The organism is Arcicella sp. GW821-FHT09D11 (assembly GCF_059416265.1).
Genome location: NZ_JBWKOV010000005.1, coordinates 205193 through 225180, shown reverse-complemented (window position 1 = coordinate 225180; position 19988 = coordinate 205193). Strand labels below are relative to the sequence as shown.

At 34.9% G+C, this 19988-nt stretch carries 22 protein-coding genes; 11 read left to right on the top strand and 11 right to left on the bottom strand.

Annotation, left to right across the window (positions count from 1 at the left end; translation table 11 throughout):
• Positions 1–227: 227 nt before the first annotated feature.
• From AC07N0_RS16235 to AC07N0_RS16215, 5 genes are all read left to right on the top strand, one after another.
• Positions 228–1088, top strand: a complete 861-nt coding sequence (locus AC07N0_RS16235) for a helix-turn-helix domain-containing protein (RefSeq protein ID WP_494590006.1) — start codon at positions 228–230, stop codon at positions 1086–1088.
• An 86-nt stretch (positions 1089–1174) separates the two neighbouring features.
• On the top strand, positions 1175–2083 hold the full coding sequence (locus AC07N0_RS16230; RefSeq protein ID WP_494590005.1) for an NAD(P)/FAD-dependent oxidoreductase: 909 nt from the start codon (positions 1175–1177) through the stop codon (positions 2081–2083).
• Between the two features lie 14 nt (positions 2084–2097).
• Entirely contained in the window at positions 2098–2694 is a 597-nt protein-coding gene (locus AC07N0_RS16225; RefSeq protein ID WP_494590004.1) for a short chain dehydrogenase, read from the top strand.
• Positions 2695–2848: 154 nt separating this feature from the next.
• On the top strand, positions 2849–4354 hold the full coding sequence (locus AC07N0_RS16220; protein ID WP_494590003.1) for a flavin monoamine oxidase family protein: 1506 nt from the start codon (positions 2849–2851) through the stop codon (positions 4352–4354).
• A 21-nt stretch (positions 4355–4375) separates the two neighbouring features.
• Complete coding sequence (locus AC07N0_RS16215; protein ID WP_494590002.1) at positions 4376–5443, top strand: serine hydrolase domain-containing protein; 1068 nt, start codon at positions 4376–4378, stop codon at positions 5441–5443.
• Here AC07N0_RS16215 and AC07N0_RS16210 read toward each other — a convergent pair.
• The 5 genes from AC07N0_RS16210 to AC07N0_RS16190 form a co-directional block, all read right to left on the bottom strand.
• Positions 5436–6692 carry a Na+/H+ antiporter gene (locus AC07N0_RS16210; RefSeq protein WP_494590001.1) on the bottom strand — a complete coding sequence of 419 codons (1257 nt, stop codon included), beginning with the start codon at positions 6690–6692 and terminating at the stop codon, positions 5436–5438. The genes AC07N0_RS16215 and AC07N0_RS16210 overlap by 8 nt on opposite strands.
• A 73-nt stretch (positions 6693–6765) precedes the next feature.
• Positions 6766–7092, bottom strand: coding sequence for a DMT family transporter (locus AC07N0_RS16205; RefSeq protein ID WP_492799369.1), 327 nt, complete (start codon positions 7090–7092; stop codon positions 6766–6768).
• Positions 7093–7169: 77 nt separating this feature from the next.
• Positions 7170–8153, bottom strand: coding sequence for an alpha/beta fold hydrolase (locus tag AC07N0_RS16200; RefSeq protein ID WP_494590000.1), 984 nt, complete (start codon positions 8151–8153; stop codon positions 7170–7172).
• A gap of 114 nt (positions 8154–8267) precedes the next feature.
• The gene (locus AC07N0_RS16195) at positions 8268–8693 is read right to left on the bottom strand and encodes an organic hydroperoxide resistance protein (protein ID WP_494589999.1); all 426 of its coding nucleotides are present in this window, start codon (positions 8691–8693) and stop codon (positions 8268–8270) included.
• A gap of 23 nt (positions 8694–8716) precedes the next feature.
• Positions 8717–9151 carry a MarR family winged helix-turn-helix transcriptional regulator gene (locus tag AC07N0_RS16190; RefSeq protein ID WP_494589998.1) on the bottom strand — a complete coding sequence of 145 codons (435 nt, stop codon included), beginning with the start codon at positions 9149–9151 and terminating at the stop codon, positions 8717–8719.
• A gap of 172 nt (positions 9152–9323) precedes the next feature.
• Between AC07N0_RS16190 and AC07N0_RS16185 the strand changes: the two genes are divergently transcribed.
• Complete coding sequence (locus AC07N0_RS16185; RefSeq protein WP_494589997.1) at positions 9324–10322, top strand: phosphotransferase enzyme family protein; 999 nt, start codon at positions 9324–9326, stop codon at positions 10320–10322.
• A 188-nt stretch (positions 10323–10510) separates the two neighbouring features.
• On the opposite strand, the gene AC07N0_RS16180 is transcribed toward AC07N0_RS16185, so the two are convergent.
• Entirely contained in the window at positions 10511–10810 is a 300-nt protein-coding gene (locus AC07N0_RS16180; protein WP_309916497.1) for a thioredoxin family protein, read from the bottom strand.
• Between the two features lie 261 nt (positions 10811–11071).
• Between AC07N0_RS16180 and AC07N0_RS16175 the strand changes: the two genes are divergently transcribed.
• Both AC07N0_RS16175 and AC07N0_RS16170 read left to right on the top strand, forming a co-directional pair.
• Positions 11072–11674: a TetR/AcrR family transcriptional regulator gene (locus AC07N0_RS16175; protein WP_494589996.1), complete on the top strand. Its 603-nt coding sequence runs from the start codon at positions 11072–11074 to the stop codon at positions 11672–11674.
• A gap of 77 nt (positions 11675–11751) precedes the next feature.
• A complete protein-coding gene (locus AC07N0_RS16170) occupies positions 11752–12501 on the top strand; it encodes an SDR family oxidoreductase (RefSeq protein ID WP_494589995.1) in 750 nt (249 codons plus the stop codon).
• A 94-nt stretch (positions 12502–12595) separates the two neighbouring features.
• On the opposite strand, the gene AC07N0_RS16165 is transcribed toward AC07N0_RS16170, so the two are convergent.
• Positions 12596–12976 carry a winged helix-turn-helix transcriptional regulator gene (locus tag AC07N0_RS16165; RefSeq protein ID WP_494589994.1) on the bottom strand — a complete coding sequence of 127 codons (381 nt, stop codon included), beginning with the start codon at positions 12974–12976 and terminating at the stop codon, positions 12596–12598.
• Between the two features lie 130 nt (positions 12977–13106).
• On the opposite strand from AC07N0_RS16165, the gene AC07N0_RS16160 reads away from it, so the two are divergent.
• Entirely contained in the window at positions 13107–13463 is a 357-nt protein-coding gene (locus tag AC07N0_RS16160) for a DoxX family protein (protein ID WP_494589993.1), read from the top strand.
• A 99-nt stretch (positions 13464–13562) separates the two neighbouring features.
• Here AC07N0_RS16160 and AC07N0_RS16155 read toward each other — a convergent pair whose 3' ends face one another.
• The 3 genes from AC07N0_RS16155 to AC07N0_RS16145 form a co-directional block, all read right to left on the bottom strand.
• Positions 13563–15914 (bottom strand): M1 family metallopeptidase, encoded by a 2352-nt coding sequence (locus AC07N0_RS16155; protein ID WP_494589992.1) that lies wholly within the window; start codon positions 15912–15914, stop codon positions 13563–13565.
• A 152-nt stretch (positions 15915–16066) separates the two neighbouring features.
• Positions 16067–17086 carry a DNA polymerase III subunit delta gene (holA, locus tag AC07N0_RS16150; protein ID WP_494589991.1) on the bottom strand — a complete coding sequence of 340 codons (1020 nt, stop codon included), beginning with the start codon at positions 17084–17086 and terminating at the stop codon, positions 16067–16069.
• On the bottom strand, positions 17073–17684 hold the full coding sequence (locus AC07N0_RS16145; protein ID WP_494589990.1) for an acyl carrier protein phosphodiesterase: 612 nt from the start codon (positions 17682–17684) through the stop codon (positions 17073–17075). Before AC07N0_RS16145 ends, holA begins: the two co-directional genes overlap by 14 nt.
• 108 nt (positions 17685–17792) lie before the next feature.
• Between AC07N0_RS16145 and AC07N0_RS16140 the strand changes: the two genes are divergently transcribed.
• Positions 17793–18305 carry an FKBP-type peptidyl-prolyl cis-trans isomerase gene (locus tag AC07N0_RS16140; protein ID WP_492799382.1) on the top strand — a complete coding sequence of 171 codons (513 nt, stop codon included), beginning with the start codon at positions 17793–17795 and terminating at the stop codon, positions 18303–18305.
• A gap of 143 nt (positions 18306–18448) precedes the next feature.
• Positions 18449–18907: a deoxycytidylate deaminase gene (locus AC07N0_RS16135; RefSeq protein ID WP_309916470.1), complete on the top strand. Its 459-nt coding sequence runs from the start codon at positions 18449–18451 to the stop codon at positions 18905–18907.
• Positions 18908–19040: 133 nt separating this feature from the next.
• Here the strand turns inward: AC07N0_RS16135 and AC07N0_RS16130 are convergent, their stop codons facing one another.
• Positions 19041–19904: a sigma-70 family RNA polymerase sigma factor gene (locus tag AC07N0_RS16130; RefSeq protein ID WP_109744482.1), complete on the bottom strand. Its 864-nt coding sequence runs from the start codon at positions 19902–19904 to the stop codon at positions 19041–19043.
• Positions 19905–19988 lie beyond the last annotated feature (84 nt).

Genomic DNA, 19988 nt, shown 5'->3' with positions numbered 1-19988 from the left:
TAAAATTTCGATACTGTCGTTACAGAAAGAGTATTTATATGTTTATAAAAAGTATAAACTTTTTGTGTCATATTGGGTGATTCCAATGTTCTTTAAAGTTTCAGTGTTTAAGTTTTATGATAAAGCATTAATACATAATTCCAGTTCAAATATTACTTATTAACACATCAATCAATTGATTTTACTTAACTTTAAAGCCTTGTCTAATAAAATATCTTCTACTATACATGGAAAAAATCCCCATAAGACATATTAAAGTAAGCCAAAAAGAACCAGATTTTTCTGAAAGCTTTAGTATTCGAGATATTGGTGATTTACTTGCTGAAAACGACATGGTGCAAGAACTCCATCGGCATGATTTCTTTTATATGCTAATGGTGAAAAAAGGTACTGGTAAACATGATATCGACTTTACGTCTTACACTGTTTCTGACTATTCGGTTTTCTTTATGCGACCAGGGCAGGTACATGAACTTATCCTAGACGCTGGAAGTACTGGTTATTTGGTGCAATTTAGAGCCGATTTTTACTCTCCACATGATAAATCAGCCAGCCAATTATTACGCAAGACAAGTAATATCAATCATTATCAATTTGACTCTAATAAATTTCAAAAATTGATTGCTATATTATATTGTATCTCTCAGGAATATACGGACAAGCAAGAAAGGTATCTGGAAGTAATTAAAGCCAATATGGGTATTTTATTGATTGAGCTTATTCGGAAGCAGGGGAGTAATCCAATAACAGATAAGGCTAATCTTTACGCACAAGGACAACTTGAAGAGTTTTTAAAACTTTTGGAGACGCATATTTATAGTCACAAGCAGGTGTCTGCGTATGCCGATATGCTAAATCTTTCAACGTTCCAGTTGAATGCCATCATTAAGACATCATTAGGAAAGACGTGTTCAGAGGTTATTAATGAACATATTATATTAGAATCTAAAAGGTATCTTCTTGCAACTTCTAATCAAATCACTCAAATAGCTTATTATTTAGGCTATGAAGACGTTTCATACTTTATCAGATTCTTCAAAAAACATACTGGGTATACTCCTGATACTTTTAGACACAACTTTAAATAAATCCCATACAACTACATTTTTGTCCTATCCTTTCCATCTGGCCAAAAACTACCTTTGCAAAGAACAAAATTAGATTCTTTAAGGCAATGATAGATAATAAAAATTTTGACGTAATAATTGTAGGAGGGAGTTACGCTGGACTTGCAGCAGGTATGACTTTAGGCAGAGCATTAAAGCAGGTATTGATTATTGATAGTGGATTACCTTGCAACAGACAAACGCCACACTCACACAACTTTCTTACCCAAGACGGTAAAACACCTCAAGAGATTACAATACTGGCTAAACAACAAGTAGAAAGCTATAACACAGTAACGTTTTTTAATAGTCTGGCAACACAAGGAATCAAAACTAACAATGGTTTTGATATTCAAGTAGCCTCAGGTGAAGTATTTCATGCAGGCAAATTGATTTTTGCCACTGGTATCAAGGATATAATGCCTGATATTGATGGTTTATCTGCATGTTGGGGAATATCAGTGATTCACTGTCCATATTGTCATGGATATGAGGTGAAAGGTGAAAAGACAGGGATTTTAGGAAATGGTGAATATGGATTTGAATTTTCTGCCCTTATTTCGAATTGGACTAAAGACTTAACATTGTTTACGAACGGAACGTCAACGCTAACAAGCGAACAAACTGAGAAATTGAAAAAACACCAAATTGAAATTGTAGAAACACCTATTGAAAAATTAGAACATTCTAATGGATACCTGCAAAACCTCCTCTTTAAGGACGGAACAAAAACTGCTATTAAAGCACTCTATACGCGTATTGCCTTTGAAAAACACTGTCAGATTCCCACCATGTTAGGATGTGACTTAACAGAGGAGGGATATATTAAAATAGATGCTTTTCATAAAACCACTATGGAAGGTGTTTTTGCCTGTGGTGATAATGTAACACGATTGCGTACAGTAGCTAATGCTGTAGCGATGGGAACTACTACTGGAATAATGGTTAATAGAGAAATTATTTTTGAAAATTTTTAGACAATTTAAAGCAGATGAAAATTATTATAGTAGGTGCTACAGGCACTATGGGAAAACACTTGGTAAGTGCATTAGAGAATGAGCATGAAATAATAAAAGTAGGCTCACGTAGTGGAGATATTATCACAGACATAACATCTACAGAATCAATCGAAAATTTGTTTAAACAAGTTGGCCCTTTCGATGCCTTGATTTCAACGGCTGGCCCAACGTATGTAGGTCCTTGGAAAAAGATGACTGATAAGGAGTTCCGTAAAGGACTAGAAGGGAAATTGATGGGGCAAATCAATTTGGTACTTATCGGACAGCATTATATAAACCCCAAAGGTTCATTCACTTTAATCTCAGGAGCTTTAACGCATGAGCCACAATTGAATTTTGCCAATGCATCAGCAGCCAACGGTGCTGTTGATGCTTTTGTAAGAGCAGCAGCTATTGAATTAGAAAATGGTGTTCGAATAAATGCTGTTAGCCCAACGGTTATTGAAGATTCACCTCAGTATTTTCCATTTTTCCCCGGAGAGATTCCCGTAACGATGAAACAACTTGAATATGGCTTTCGTAAAAGTGTATTTGGAGCTAATACTGGACAAGTTATAAAGCCGTACTAGACTAATAGATATAAATATTAATTGTAATAGATGAATTTTGTAGATAAAAGATGTTTTATGTGTTTTAAAATATAAATTAATAATTTATTGTAAGTTATTTACAAATAAATCTGCTTATATTTATACAGTATTCCAATACCTAAACAATAAAACTATGGCAAGATCACTCTATGCAAAACTCCTTAAGAAATTTGGTACTACACCAACTGGTTATGAAAAGAACCAATATGCTTTAAGGCTCCAAAATGAAATCAGCCCCGATGTTAATCGTCTTTTACAAGCTGTCCCTACTACAGATGGAAAGTTTAATGTAGTAATTGTAGGTGCAGGCTTTGCGGGCTTATGTGCTGGCTACTTCCTTAGCGAAAGGGGGCACCACGTTACTATATTTGAGGCAAGAGATAGAGTTGGTGGAAGAGTATTCAGTAAAAATGATTTTGCGAGAGGTCAAATCATTGAATTTGGGGCAGAATTGGTCGGTTCTAATCATCCTTTGTGGGTAAAATTAGCGAAGGGCTTTGGACTAAGCTTTAATGTAGTAACAGGTGAAGATATGTTTACGGGTGCTCTTTTAGAAGAACCATTAATTATTGACGATAAGCCAGTATCGGAAGAAGATGCAATAAAACTCACGTTGAATATGGGTATTGTTCTTGATGCATTAAGTGAGCTGAGTGAAACAGTTGATTGTGTGTTCCCTTGGCGTAGCAAAGACGCCGTTTATTTGGATGGCAAATCGCTTTCTAGTTGGTTTTACGATAAAATAGGTAGTATGGCAATTCCAGCAAAAGAGAAAGCACTTTTATATGCAGCCTTAAATGCGGAATATACCAACAATAATGTGGTACCTATGGAAAAACAAAGTTTATTGGCTGTGCTTGCTCAAATTAAAGCGGGTGGAGGTGAAAACTACTGGACTATGACTGAAGTTTATAGGTGTAGTAGCGGTAATGATGAACTGGCTAAGCGAATGGAACAAGCCATTATTGCTAAAGGAAATAGAGTTGAGAAAAACTGTCCAGTTAATAAAATAGAGGTTTTCGATGAGTCTGTAAAAGTAATTACTGCCAAAGGTGAAACAAAAGAAGCTCAATATGTGATTTTAGCTACGCCACCTACTGTCTGGAAAGATATACAAATGGATGCCGAAATTATGAATTACCGAAGCCAAATGGGAAATGCCATAAAATATATGAGTGCTTTAAAAAATCGTTTCTGGATTAAGCAAGGAGTGGCACCCTCTGGACTATGCGGACCGCTTGGTATGACATGGGAAGGTAGCGATAATCAAATAGAAATAGCTGGTAAACAAATGGATTTATCTTCTTTTTGCGGAGGTACGTTTGCAGATAATATTTTAGCACAACCTGATAGGGATAACTATTATAAAACAAAACTAAATAATATTTTTGAAGGATATACAGGGGCAGTAGAAAAAACGCACTTACAGTCGTGGCCAGAAGAACAATGGACAAAAACAGGTTATTCATTCCCTAATGTTGGAGAGGTGTGTACAAAAATAAAAATGCTGAATGAACAACCTTATAAAAATAGAATGTATTTTGCAGGAGAGCATACTAGTACGGGCTTTTGCGGCTATATGGAAGGGGCACTTCAATCAGGACAGCGTGTTGCTATGAGTATTGATCCGCCTTTATAGAAAGATTTTATCAAATTTGAAATGATGAAAAAAATAGGATTAATACTGCTGTTATTAATAGTGTTTATAAACAGCTATGCTCAACAGTCTTTTGAAAAGGTAGATAAATGGTTGGATGATAATGTAGCAAGCATGAGTGGGCGACTGATGTTAGTTGTTTATAAAGATGGCAAGACTGTTTACAGACATTCTGTAAACCAAATGAATAATAAACAGCGGATGTTAGGGACGTTTATTGCTAAAAGACAAGGTAAAACAGTAGATTTTGATGATTTCACTGAAACATCTAAACTACAAATTGCCAGTTGCAGTAAATGGTTAAGTGCCGCATTAGTAATGACCTTTGTAGATGAAGGTAAATTAAAATTGACGGATACTGTAGGTAGGTTTTTGCCTGTTCTTTCAAGAAATGGGAAGGGAGCTATTACCATTAGTGAATGTCTATCGCACATGACAGCTATTCAGTCACCTGATTTGAGAGAGAATTTAAGAGAAATGAGGCAACTTAATAGCATGGATGAAGCGATAGCTCAAATTGCGGAATATCCTATGGAAGGTGCTCATGGAAAAGTTTTTCGTTACAGTAATACTGGTTTACAAATAGCAGGGGCGGTCATTGAAAAAATTAGTGGAAAAAGTTTTGAAACGCTGTTTGCAGAAAGAATTGCCAAACCTTTAGAGATGAAAAACACAGATTTTGGTAAAGGTAAAGTAGCCTTACCAGCTGGTGGGGCAAGTAGTAATCCTCATGATTACATGAATTTCTTAATCATGATATTGAACAAAGGTACATTTAATGGAAAAAGAATCCTTTCTGAGAATAGTATTGCTGAAATGCAAGTAAATAGAGTTACTGCCGATGTTAAAGTTGCTTATTCGCCAGCAGAAGCAGGAACATTAAGTTATGGTTATGGCGAATGGCTGATGGGAAATAATATTGTTAGTAGTCCGGGACTGTTTGGAAGTTTTCCGTGGGTGAATAATGATAAAAAATATTGTGCGTTTTTAATGGCTTTTTACCTCAAATCAGACGGCAGACAAAAGAAATATGCAACACTGAAAAAAGTAGTGGAGGAGGAGCTTAACTAAGCTCCTCCTTTTTATTTAAGCGTTTTACAATCCACGGTAAAGTAAGCCCCTGACCAAGAATGGTGAATAATACCATTGCCACGGAAATGAAAATAATGGTGTTCCTCATTGGAAAAGGTTGACCATTTTCAAGCGTTACGGGCAATGCCAAGGCAATTGCAAGGGATACGATGCCACGCATGCCAGACCAACTGATAATGATACTATTATTCAAATCTAATAGTGCATCAAAAGTGACTTTACCACGTTTATCTCTGAAACCTCTTTGTAAATTAATTTTCTGTAAAAATACACGTGCCATTCTGATTAATAAGGCTACTATTGTAATCAAAAAAGCATAACCAATATTGGGGAGAATCTGTGTTTTATCGATACTCATTAAAACAATAGGAAACTGTATGCCTATTAGAATGAATATTAACCCATTCAATAAGAAGATATTTATCTCCCAAAAATTTAATGATTGTTGCTTTAATTCTTTAGGGAATTTTGCCCTACTTAGCCTAGCCATGCTTAATCCTAAAATAACTACCGCAATTACGCCAGAGACATGAATTTCTTCCGCTAACAAGTAAGTAACGAAAGGCATCAATACCATAAGGCTAATAATAGCTAAGTGGTTTTGTCGAAACCAACGGAGTGTATAAGCTGATACTATACCCATTACTAAGCCTATGGCTAGTCCACCTAATAGCAAAATGACAAACTCTAAAGTAGCTTTCCACCAAACAAAAGCAACACCTGTAACAGACGCTACGGCAAAACGATAAGCTACTAGTGCTGAGGCATCGTTTACCAAGCTTTCTCCCTCTAAGATAGTGGTTGTTTTGTGCGAAAGTCCCAATCCCTTTGTAATGCCTATAGCAGCTACTGCATCTGTAGCCGAAAGGATAGCACCTAATACAAAAGCTACCGACCAGCTCATGCCTGGAATGCAGTAACGCCCGATAACAGCAATGCCCAAAGTAGTAAGAAATACCAACCCTATGGCTAAAGCACTGATTGTCTGTCCATGTGTTTTGAATTCTTTAAAAGAAATGTTAAAAGCAGCATCGTATAGGAGTGGAGGAAGAAATATTAGCATGATAATTTCAGGATTAATCTCTATATTAGGAATAGAAGGAATGAATCCTATGGCCATGCCCACAGTGATAAGTACGATGGGGTTTGGCAATTTTATCTTCTCTGCGATGGCAGTAAAGACAATCATGAGGGCTAATATAAAAATAACAATGCTATAATTTTCCATGGTTAGGTTTGCTTATTGAAGTAATGATAAATCCTCTTTGTATGAAGAGGGTTTATGCCAATTTTATGATAATTTAATGAGATATTGATTTTAAACCAACTATTGAACCGATAAGGGTGATAATAAAGAAAACTCTCCAAAAACTGATTGGTTCTTTAAAAACTAATATTCCTATTAATACAGTGCCTACTGCTCCAATGCCTGTCCAAACAGCATAGGCCGTTCCAATGGGTAGGGTTTGTGTTGCTTTGATTAATAACAACATGCTCGAGGTTAGTGCTACTAGAAATCCAGCATACCACCAATAAGCCTCATTACCTGCAACCAATTTAGCTTTTCCTAAGCAAAAAGCAAATGCTACTTCAAACAAACCTGCAATAATTAAAATAATCCAGTTCATGATTTTTGTTTTTTCTACAAAAATCTTAAATAATAAGGTAGATTTAATCAATTAATTGATGATTGTCTATATTCTTTTTATTGAGAGATATTCAAATGCTCTCTAATGGCTTCAATTACAATCTTGGCATCTTGAAGAGGAATATAATGCCCGCTATTACGAGCAATTATCTGTTTGCTATTAGTAGATAAATGTAATAGGTCTTTTTGATAATGTTGATGCGAATTAAGGTATTCATTTACCAAGGATTTTTTATTGACAAAATCAATTCCTTCAGGATAAGCTCCCGTCAGAATAGTTAATGGAATATTGCCAAAAGAGTTAATCTTTTCAGCTTGTTCAAACATCGGGTCATCATCAACAGCTTCTTGTAGGAATGTTTTATACGATTTATAAAAATAATCCTTTATGTGTATATTCATCCAATGCGAGGTAGGCAAATCACTTATAAAGGGCTTAAACGAGAAATATATCCTAGCAATACCTGTTTCTATTAAAGCAGCAATTAGCCACTTGGGAGGTACGACTAAGTATTGTTTTAATGCTGCGGAAGAATTCTTTATTTGTAAGGGATGAGAAACATCGGCAAATACGATGGCTCGAATATCATGTTGATTATTGATAATCAATGGGCGGAGAGTAATGCCTGCCAAAGAATGCCCGACTAAGATATATGGTTTAGGACAATTCGTTTTTTCAAGTAATACTTGTAACTCTGAGGTGATGTTTTCAAACGTTTTTGTTTTGTTAGTCTCATCACTCCATAATAAGCCTGCTCTATCATACGAAATCGTTGTGGTATGTTTAGCAACAGAATCCTGAATTTGTTGCCATATCTTATAGTCGCCACCAAGTCCAGACTGAAAAACCACTGTAGGTCCCCCATCACCTTTTTTGACATAATGAATGTTAATACCATTTATATTACAAAAATTACTCCTGTCAGGCTTCTTTGAATTGAAATAAATCTGCCAGCTTTGTTCATATATTGTTGTACTGATAATTAAGGCTAATAAACCAAGCAATATGTATTTGCCAATTTCCTTTAGTTGTAAAATCATATGTATATTATTTAGAATGATTACAAATAAAGCACTTGTTAAGTAACTATCCAAATAATAAAGCCTGCTAAATACGTATTTAGCAGGCTAAGATGAAATGTAATTCAAAAAAGATTAACCTTCTGTCGTTACAGTTAATGTCACTTCGATATTACCTCTCGTAGCATTTGAATATGGACATACCTGATGAGCTTGTTTAACCAATTCTTCAGCCTTTTGTTGTTCAACACCCGGTACATTTACAAAAAGTTCAACTGATAATCCAAAACCTCCATTTTCAATTTTACCAATACTTACTGCGGCTTTAACAGATGTTTCACCAGTAACTACTTTAGACATCTTAATAACCAATTTAAGGGCACTATCAAAACATGCTGAATATCCAGCCGCAAATAGTTGTTCTGGATTAGTATAGTTATCATTAGCACCTCCTAAGGCTTTAGGCATGCGAACTTCTAAATCCAAAATTCCGTCAGAACTTTTTACGTTGCCATTTCTTCCGCCAGTAGCAGTAGCTACGGCTGTATACAATTTTTCCATTGTTATAGTTGTGTTGATTTATTTTAAATATTCTTTGATTCTTTTACTTCTAACAGCTTATCGATTTGGGCTTTCAACATTAAAAATTGTTCTTCATCAGTCTCCAACTCTTTTATTAATGTATAGGGTAGCAATAATGCTTGTTCTTTAAGGGCCTTTCCTTTTTCAGTGATGGTAATGTCAACTAATCTTTCATCTAGCTCAGAGCGATTTTTAGTGACTAAACCATTTTCAATCAATCGCTTAAGTAAAGGGGTTAGTGTGCCACTATCTAGCCATAGTTTTTTCCCTAATTTTTTTACCGTTACTTGGTTGTGTTGCCACAAAACTAACATCACTAAGTACTGTGGGTAAGTCAACCCCATTTTTTCAAGATGTGGACGATAAAGAGATGTTATATGCCTTGATAGTGCATATACTGGAAAACATACTTGATTTTCGAGTTTTAAAATATCCATCGCTGTATTATTTATTGTGCAAAATTAAATTGTGTACAATTAAATAACAAACGATTTGACAATTATTTTAACAACAAATGAAAAGTTTTTAATTTTGAGGAGGTATTTGATATTTTTATACATAAAATATAATGTTTTGATTACCTTTGCACCCCTTCAAAAAAAACTTACTATGAACGCTATTTTCCCCACACAGTACTCAGCAGTTTCCACAAAAGCCTTGAATGCATTCCTTAATGAAAAATATGGCTTTAATATGTTTTGTCGCTTATTGATTAGGAATGTCAGCGATACCTATCTGTTAGAAGATGAGACCAAGAAGTATATCTTCAAGATTTATCGAAATACGCATAGGAGTCTGGAAGAAATTAAAGCAGAAGTAGAACTGCTTTACCATTTAAAAAACAAGGAGGCAAAAGTAGCCTATCCCATCCCAGATAAGGAAGGGAAAGATATTCAAGCATTTAATGTAGCGGAGGGAGTAAGGTATGGTGTGTTGTTCTACTTTGCGCCAGGAAAACCTGTTTTTGATTTAAGTACAGAGCAATTGCTGACTGTCGGGAGAGAGATGGCAGTGAACCATAATATTAGCTCGAAAGTAGCATTAAGTTACGAACGTGAGACTTTAGATATTAATAGCACATTACTTACTCCTTTAGAAGTGATTAAACCCGCTTTCAAAGATTTGCCAGAGGAATATGAATACCTGAGAGAGACGAGCCTTAAAGTAATTAATAAACTAAATCAGTTTGATACCAAAGATTTCGGTTATGGCTATTGTCATTACGATTATTTGCCTAAGAACTTTCATTTTGACGAAAAGGATAATATTACTTTCTTTGATTTTGACTTTTTTGCAAAAGGTTTTTTGGTAAATGATGTTATGACATTTTTTGTGCACTTTTTCTTCCATGTACATTATAAAGCTATCACTCAGGAACAAGCAGATGTTGATTTCAAGACTTTTATTAAAGGATACCGAGAAAATAGAGCATTATCAGAGGAGGAAATCGCGATGATTCCGTATTTAGGATATATGTTCTGGATGTATTTTTTCAAATATCATTTCGAACACTTTGAAGACTGGTCGAATTTCTTTTTTACCCATAAATTCATCAAGGAAAGGGTAGGGCTTATCAAGAAATGGGTAGACACTTTTTGTAAATTTTAAATAAAATTATGATTGTACAAATCTTTATTTTATTGGGGTGCGACTACATCTGTGATGTTTCCATCCTTATCACTAACGAGGGACTTAAGTCCCTCGTTAGTGATAAATAAACGGATTATCAATTATTTATACAATTGTGAGTAATCGTTAGTACTTACAGTCGCACCCTAATGAAAGGTAATACTGATTTACCAAATACTTCTAACAGCCTGTTTAGCTTTCGCCAAAGTAATCATCCCAGTGTGACGCCACTTTTGTTTGCCATTTTTAAAAGCAATCAGCGTAGGCACTGCTGTTATATTATACTTCTTCCTTAAAACTGGATTTTTATCAATATCAATTTTTATAATTGAAACTTCCTCATCTAGTTCATCTACTAACTGACTTAAAATGGGTGTTATTTTTTTACATGGAACACACCATTCTGCCGAAAAGTCAATAATAACTGGTGTTGAGGAGGCTATTAGTTCTTCGAATGTACCTGTCATTTTATTTTAATATTTTATACTGAAATTAATAAACAGCTTTATCTATACATAGAGTTCATTATCTGTTTAATTTATCAAGAGAAAACTGTTTTACAAAATTAAAGTATTCCTTCTATTGTTATCATTGAACTAGTTCAAGAAAAATAATTTATAAATTTTTTCAATAAAGTTTTGTTTTTAATATACCGATTGGTATATTTGTGTCGTCGATTTAACAATCGGTTATTTTTTCTAAAATGAAATACCAAACAGTATATAGAAATGGCTTTTATTCCAAGATCAGAAAAAACTAGGGCTTTTATTATTGAAACTACCGCAGGTATTTTTAATAAAAAAGGGTATGCGGGGACTTCAATGTCTGATTTAACAGACGCTACAAAGCTGACCAAAGGAAGTATTTATGGTAATTTCGAAAACAAAGAAGAGGTAGCTTTAGCAGCCTTTGAATATAACTTATCTAAAAGGAATCGACTGATTACTCAGCAATTAGAAATATCTAAGAGCAATTATGATAAACTGATGGCATTTCCTACTATCTATAGTAGTGCAGAGATGAGTTGTTTTCTGGAAGATGGCGGATGTCCTTTGTTAAATACGGGTGTTGAAGCTGACGATGCGAATGAACTTTTCAGAATTAAGGTAGCAGAAGGAGTTACACGTTGGAAACAATCTTTAGAAAATATTATTACGGCTGGTATCGAAGCCCAAGAGTTTAGGGCTGACACTGAAATCAGTAAAACTGCAACATCCATCATTGCATTGATACAAGGGGGTATTTTTTTGACAAAAACTACTAAAAATCCATTGCTCTTAAATCAATCTCTGGAGACAATTAAAGAAATCATTCAAAAAATAGCCTTGTGACAAGGTATTTTTTTAACAACAAATATACTGATTGGTATATGGATAATTTTAAAAATAACAAATAATCAAATACAATAATGAAAACTCAAAACAACACAATTTTAATTACTGGCGGTAGTGCTGGTATTGGCTTTGAAATGGCTAAATTATTTTCTCAGAACGGAAATAAAGTAATAATTACAGGAAGAAATGCTGAACGTTTGACCAGAGCAGCTGCACAATTAGAAAATGTTACTTCTATTGTTTCTGATGTTTCGAATGCAGAAGATACTGAACAATTGGTAGCAATACTGAAAAAAGATTTCCCTAGTCTAAATATTGTTATTAACAATGCTGGCTTGGCACACGTATATAATTTGATTGATACCAAAGTCAATGTTTTTGAAAAATCACAAGAAGAAATAATCACTAATTATTTATCGATTGTCAGATTAAATGAAAAGTTATTGCCACTCTTAACACAAAATGAAGATGCTGCCATTGTCAATGTATCTTCTATCGTAGCCTTTGCACCTGCTTTCTCTATCCCAAGTTATTCTATTTCTAAAGCGGCTTTGCATTCATATAGCAAAATTTTACGTTTCACGCTTGCTCAATCAACCAATGTTAAAGTATTTGAATTGATGCCTCCTTTGGTTGACACTGATTTTTCAACTGAGATTGGTGGAAGTAACGGTATCAAACCTAATGTAGTAGCAGAAAGATTGTTGGAAGGCTTGAAAAATGATGAGTATGAAATTCATGTAGGATTCACAGCAGATTTATACCAATTGTATCTATCATCACCTGAAAAAGCTTTAGAAGCATTGAATTCTCAAAATGCTTAGAATAATATATTGATAATGAGTACATTATCCTATATTTCTAGTGAGGGACCTAAGTCCCTCACTAGAAATATTAAACTTAATACCCAGCCTGTTATTATGACATTATTTTTTTACGATGCTCAATCCCCCAACTTATCATTTCGATAATTAAGCCATTAAGGCTTTGTCCATATTCAGTTATTTCGTACACTACTGTGATGGGTTTTGTATTACAAACAGTTCGGGTAATTAACTGATGACTTTCCAGATTTTGAAGCTCCTTCGATAGCATTTTAGACCCAATACCATCTACTTGCCTTAATAAGTCCATAAATCGTTTTTTGCCGTCAAAACTAAGCGTAGCAATGATTTGAATTTTCCATTTACCTGCCAAAATTTCCATTACATCACGCGCAGCTAAAATACCCTGTGTATGGTCTTGTCCGCAACTTTTTTCAATGGCGTCTTTTATTTCTTCTTGACTCTTCAGTTTCATAATACAAAGTTAGGGCTTATGATTTCACGATGAATGTTGGTTTCCTTAAAGAAACTACTTTCCTTGAGGAAACTAATAGTAAATAAAGAGAAAATTTGTTTGAATTTTGTCAAAACAAAATATTAAATAGATGAAAAAAGAAAAAATAATTTATTGGATAAGCACAGGATTAATTTCAGCAGCCATGCTTATGAGCAGTTTTATGTATTTAAGTAAAAATCCTGAATTGCTTGCAAATTTTAAATTGTTGGGATATCCAGAATACTTTATTCCAATGTTAGGGACTGCCAAATTGTTAGGCGCTATCAGTTTGCTGAATCCTTGGTTTTCGAAGCTAAGAGAATGGGCTTATGCAGGCTTTGCATTTACTTTTATCGGTGCTATCTGGTCACACGTTGCAACTAGTACACCCTTTGTTCCTGCATTGGTACTATTAGCAATATTAGGCGTTTCTTACTTTTTTAATACAAAGACTGAAAAAGTATAGTTGTGAGCTTTGAGTGATGAGCTATGCTACTTGCTTAATAAAAAATCCCAAATTATTAACAACGTGGGATTTTTTATTAAACTTGAAAGCCAAGGTTCACTAGTTTTTAGCTCCTTGAATAGCTCCACCTTGTGCTTGTTTTTGTAATTGCATAGGATTTGACTGAGTCTGGCGACTTTGTTTAAATACCTGAAAACGAGTAGGTTCTTCTGGTTCTCTTGGGAAAATATTGCTTTTAGTATCAATATCTGCAATTTCAAAGAAAGGATCTAGTGTCCATTTCGTTACTTTTTTATCAGTAGGAATCACCTTTTTAATTTCCTTATCATTCAAACGCCAAATTTCGGCTGGGTATCTAAATACTTCGCTAGTACCATCTTCGTAATTTGCTTTTACGATTACTGGCATTGGCAAGCCTCCAACGTTTTTAACGTTTAATACATAAAAGTTTTTATTGCCCTGTACTAAGCCTTTCTCTTCATCGCTTAAGCCTGCTGTAGCTTGTTCAAATCTCTTTTTGTCAGCTTCCGTTGTCGTGTATTTGTCATACCTGTTGTAGAAATCTCTCATGTCTGGGTTTTCTTCCACCACTGTTTTAGGAATATCTGTTTTATTACGGATATTGCTCATTGTCTGGCGTTTAGCTTGGTCATCAGCTTTAGTTTTCTCGGCTTTCTTTTCTGGCGAAACATTATCAATACCAAACCATTCTACATTGTCTAGTGATAAATCTACTGGCTCAACACCATAGAACCAACCTTTCCAGAACCAATCTAGGTCAACACCCGAAGCATCTTCCATTGTGCGGAAGAAATCTTGTGGAGTAGGGTGTTTAAATGCCCAACGACGTGCATATTCTTTGAAGGCAGCATCAAATAACTCTCTGCCCATCACTGTCTCACGTAAGATGTTTAAAGCTGTTGCAGGTTTGGTATAAGCATTTGGTCCGAAGCCCATGATATTATCCGAACTCGACATAATTGGTACTTGCTGACTTTTGTCAGTACGCATATAACCTACAATATCCTGAGGCTCACCCGATGCATCAAAATTTCTATCCCATTCTTTTTCAGCCAATTGCTCACAGAAAGTATTCAAGCCTTCATCCATCCACGACCATTGTCTTTCATCAGAGTTTACAATCATCGGGAAGAAGTTATGACCTACTTCATGAATTACTACACCAATTAAGAAATCTTTTGTTCCTTGTGAATAAGTCCCGTCAGCTTCTGGTCTTGCACCGTTGAAAGAAATCATCGGATATTCCATACCGCCTACTGGGCCATGTACTGACTGCGCTACTGGATAAGGATAAGCAATCGTTCTTTTTGAGTAAGAACGAAGAGTATGTGCAACCAACATCGTTGAATACTGTCCCCAAAGTGGATTAGCTTCTTTAGGATAAGCCGACATCGCCCAAACTTTCTTTCCTTCAATGTTTACCTGCATGGCATCCCAAATGAATTTTCTTGAACCTGCAAAAGCAAAATCTCTTACATTTTGTGCTGCGAAAACCCATGTTTTACTTCCAGTTGGTTTAGCTTTTTCAGCAGCAACAGCTTCTTCTTGTGTGACAATCAACACAGGACGAGTAGCAGTTTTGGCTTGTTCTAGTCTTTTGGTTTGTGTTGCACTAATTACTTGTGCTGCATTTTGCAATTCACCTGTACCTAGAATAACGAAATCGTTAGGAGCCGTGATACTTACTTTATAATCTCCAAAGGGAACAGTAAATTCGCCTTGTCCTAAGAATTGCTTATGTTGCCAACCGTTTACATCATCATAAACGCACATTCTTGGAAACCACTGAGCCAATTCGTATAAATAATTTCCATCTTTAGGAAAATATTCATAACCACTTCTTGCACGGGTAGCAATCGCATCTGTAATGTTGAAATTCCAATCAATAGAGAAAGAGAAAGAAGCACCAGACTTCAATGGTACTGGCAAATCGATTCTCATCATCGTTTCATTGATGGTATATTTTAAAGCATTACCCGCTTTGTCTTTTACAGCCGTAATTTTATAACCATATTCCTTCGGAGCTACTCCAGCAACACTATTTAATCTTGCAAAAGAGGTACCCTTGTCGGTTAAGGTTGATGTTTGCGAAAGTTGGGCGATACCACCTTTTTTGAAATTGTTTTGGTCTAATTGAACCCACAAATAACCTAGTTCGTCTGGAGAAAAGTTTTTGTAAGTAATTACTTCAGAGGCAATCATTGATTGATTCTGGTCATTCAATTCGGCTTTGATGTCATAATCAGCACGGTTTTGCCAATAACTTTTTCCTGGAGCACCAGAGGCCGCTCTGTATGAATTAGGAGTTGGCAGTATATTCCCGAGTTGTTCGAAACGATTATTGCCATTGTACTGACCCGCTTGTTGGGCGAAAGCTTGTATACTACAAGCAATCAGCATCAAACAGGGAGATAGGAATTTTTTGGTCATGATGGATAGTTTGAGTGAATGAATAATTTGAACGAATTTAATGAAAAAGAAAATTGAATCTTATTTTTTTAGACGTTTGATAGGCTAATACGTCTTTAACTTGACAAAATAGCTTACTTTTGAGCTGATTGAGAATACTTGTATTCACAATTTTAATGTAAAATCTTAAACGTTATTTCTCGTAATGCTTCGCCATCCGTCATTGAGCCACTGTCAATTCCTTTTGATTTTAAATCTAATTTCTTGATTTCATTAATAATGTAAATAACCTTTGAAAGGTTATAATTTCTAATGGCCAAAGAATAATCTTTTGTAAAAAATGGATTTATGCCTAATACGCTTGCTAAACTTTTTTCAGATTTATCAGGCGTAACGTGAGTGAGCAATACTTTTGAAAAGAAATTAAAAAGCATCATCACAATAGGAGCAAGTGGATTGTCTTTAGGATTGGCAGCAAAAAAATTGACAATTTGGTTGGCTTTCAGTACATCACGAGTGATTAAAGCCTTTTGGAATTCAAAATAATTATATTCTTTGCTAATGCCCACAAATTTCTCAACGACATGCGCATTGATTTCTTCATCTACACGAAGGTTCAGCACAATTTTATTGATTTCGGATGCCAAACGTTTTAAATCATTTCCAACGTTTTCAATTAACATCTCGATGGCTTTTCTGCTGATTTTCAATCCCTGTTCATGGCAGTACTCTAATATCCAGTCTGGAATTTTATTATCATAAAGCTTTTTAGAAGGCATCACCACGCCATTTTTATCAAAAGCCTTTATCCATGCTTTCCTTTCATCTACTGAATCTTTAAACATCAAAATAAGGATAGTAGAATCAAGTGGTTTTTGGGCATAAGCTTCCAAGGCTACTTGCATTTCTTTTTGCTCTAATCCTTGAATACCCTGTGCTTCTTTTACCAGAATCAATTGTCTGTCCGACATCATCGGAAAACGCTTGGCATAAGAAAGTAATGATGGAATATTCAGGTCTTTCCCAAACAATACAAATTGGTTAAAACTTTTATCACCATTTCCTAAAGCATGTTCTTCTAAATAATCAGCAACTTTATCGATATAATAGGGCTCATCACCATGCAGTAAATACAGCGGTGCATAGGTTTTTTTCTTTAATTCTTTTAATACTTCAGTACTAGATTTTGGCATTCTTTTGTTTTGCTAAAATATTTTGACAATATACGATGAGTTCAGGGAAGAAAACTTGAAATTCTTCCAAATATAAATCATAATCTTTTTTTAAATCTTCAGTAGCATTTTCAATACCCGATTCAAAGTGTAGCCTTTTTGAAATCCCTTTCAACGACCATTCAATACCTTGATAGGTAGCATATCCATTGAACCAATCTGTTGTTACCATTGAATTAATCATCCTGTCCATCTTGGCAGGCATATCTTTTTTTCGAGCAGTAATTAACGCATAAAATGCTTTGCTATATTGTGGCAAGGATATAGCCGAATAATGTTGAAATGTTTTTGCTAAAAGATGGTCGTAAAATACATCTACCACTATTCCAGCACATTTATGATATTTAGGCTGAAGCCTCTGAATACTTTTTCTAACAATAGGGTGTACATCTGTAAAAGAATCTATTGCTCTATGCAAAATAATCCCATTTTTAATTCCCTCATTGATGAAAGAATTCTGCTCATTATCAAGGTTTCCTTTGATAAAATCGCCCATGAGATTCCCGATTTTTATATCATCATCATCGCCCGAAAGAAAAGTATGTGCTAAAAAATTCAACTTTTATGTTTTTTTTATTGTTCTGAGACCATAAAGTTAAGGAAAAACCCTTACGTTTGTGGCAAATACGGGTTCCTCAACGAAAACACTATCAAAAAACTTAGTACAATGCAAATTTCAAATGAAAAGGTTGTTACCTTAACATACGAGCTAACAGTTACAGATGCTGATGGCGTAAAAGATTTAATAGAGACTGTAGAGCAAGAAGACCCAATGGTTTTTATTCAAGGTTTAAGCGGTTTACCAGAAGCTTTTGAAGAAAAAATTCAAGGACTTACTGCGGGTGATAGCTTTGAGTTTTCAATTCCTGCTGAGGATGGGTATGGTGAATACGACCCTTCGGCCGTTGTAGAGTTACCTAAAGAGATTTTCAAAGTTGATGGCGAATATGTAGAAGAAATGTTAGAAGTTGGTAATTTCTTGCCAATGACTGATGATGCTGGTAATCGTTTAAATGGAAAAATTATTGCTGTTGAAGATACTTTAGTAAGAATGGATTTTAATCACCCTTTGGTTGATAAAGAAATGTTTTTTAAAGGAACTATCGTTGCAGTAAGAGAAGCTACCCAGTCGGAACTAGATCATGGCCATGTTCATGGTGACGGAGGAGTACATCATTAAGAGTTTATGCGTTTAAAGTAAATGAGTTTAAAGTATTAGCGTTCATACTGGTGAATTTCGCTTTTATGAAATTTAGTACTTTAGACTCATTTACTTTACACTCATAAACTTAATACCTTACCACTCATAAACTTTTAAAACGTATGCAAAAACCTGCTTTTGATGATATTTTTATGGATTTGGCAGTTAACTTAGCCAAACGTTCTCATTGTGTGAAAGCACAAGTAGGAGCGGTGCTCACTAAAGATACTCGTATTATTTCAATAGGCTATAATGGCCCTCCTGCTGGAACACACAACTGTGATATAGAATTTCCGATAGACGGTTGTGAGCGAGATTCAAAAGGAAGTTGTTCATTAGCATTGCATGCGGAACAAAATGCTATTTTGTATGCAGTAAAAAATGGCTCTAGTATTGAAGGGTCAACAATTTATGTAACCTTGTCTCCGTGCATTGCCTGTGCAAGAATAATTTTTACGATGAAGGTCGCTAGAGTAATTTACCTGAACTCTTATGCAGAATATAAAGGAATCCCTAAAGATGAAGGAGTGGAGTTTTTAAAGAAATTTGGTGTTGAAGTGGTACGATATAGAAAAGACTGAAGGACTTAAAGACTAGAGGACTAATGAATAGAAGACTTAAAGATTGGAAAAGACTATAAAAGACTAAAGGACTTAATAACTCAAAGAATAAAATCTTAAAGTCATTAAGTCCTCCAGTCTTAAATCCAAAAGTCTACCCAAGATAAGTTTTCAAAGCTTTACTTCTAGAAGTATGTCTTAATCTACGAATAGCTTTTTCTTTGATTTGTCTAACACGTTCACGTGTTAAATTGAATTTCTCCCCGATTTCTTCTAACGTCATAGCGTGTTCGCCATTCAAGCCGAAATACAAAGTAACTACATCTGCTTCACGTTGTGTTAAAGTAGATAAAGCTCTTTGAACCTCACGACGAAGAGAATCGTTAATTAATCCTGAATCTGGCTTATCTTCACCGTCATTTTCCAAAACATCCAATAGTGAATTTTCTTCACCTTGTACGAATGGTGCATCCATCGAAACGTGACGACCCGAAATTTTTAAAGTATCAACAACTTCACCTGTTGAGATTTCTAATACTTCTGCTAACTCTTCAGGAGTAGGCTCGCGCTCAAACTTCTGTTCTAATTCAGAAAAAGTTTTAGAAATTTTATTAAGAGAACCAACACGGTTAAGAGGTAAACGTACAATACGAGATTGCTCAGCTAAAGCTTGCAAAATTGACTGACGAATCCACCAAACAGCATAAGAGATAAATTTAAAACCACGAGTTTCATCAAAACGTTGAGCAGCTTTAATCAAACCTAGGTTTCCTTCATTAATTAAGTCACCTAAGCTAAGCCCTTGGTTTTGATATTGTTTTGCTACGGATACCACAAAACGAAGGTTTGCCTTCGTTAGTCTTTCTAATGAAAGTTGATCCCCGTCACGAATTTTCTGAGCTAAAATAACCTCCTCCTCTGGTGTCAATAAATCCACCTTGCCAATCTCTTGTAAATATTTATCAAGTGACTGACTCTCTCTGTTAGTAATTTGCTTACTAATTTTTAGCTGTCTCATATTATCCTTGTTATATTTTTAAATGGTTAACAAATCCAAATGTTAAAAACCAAACAATTATATAAAGACAAAATGTTCAGAATA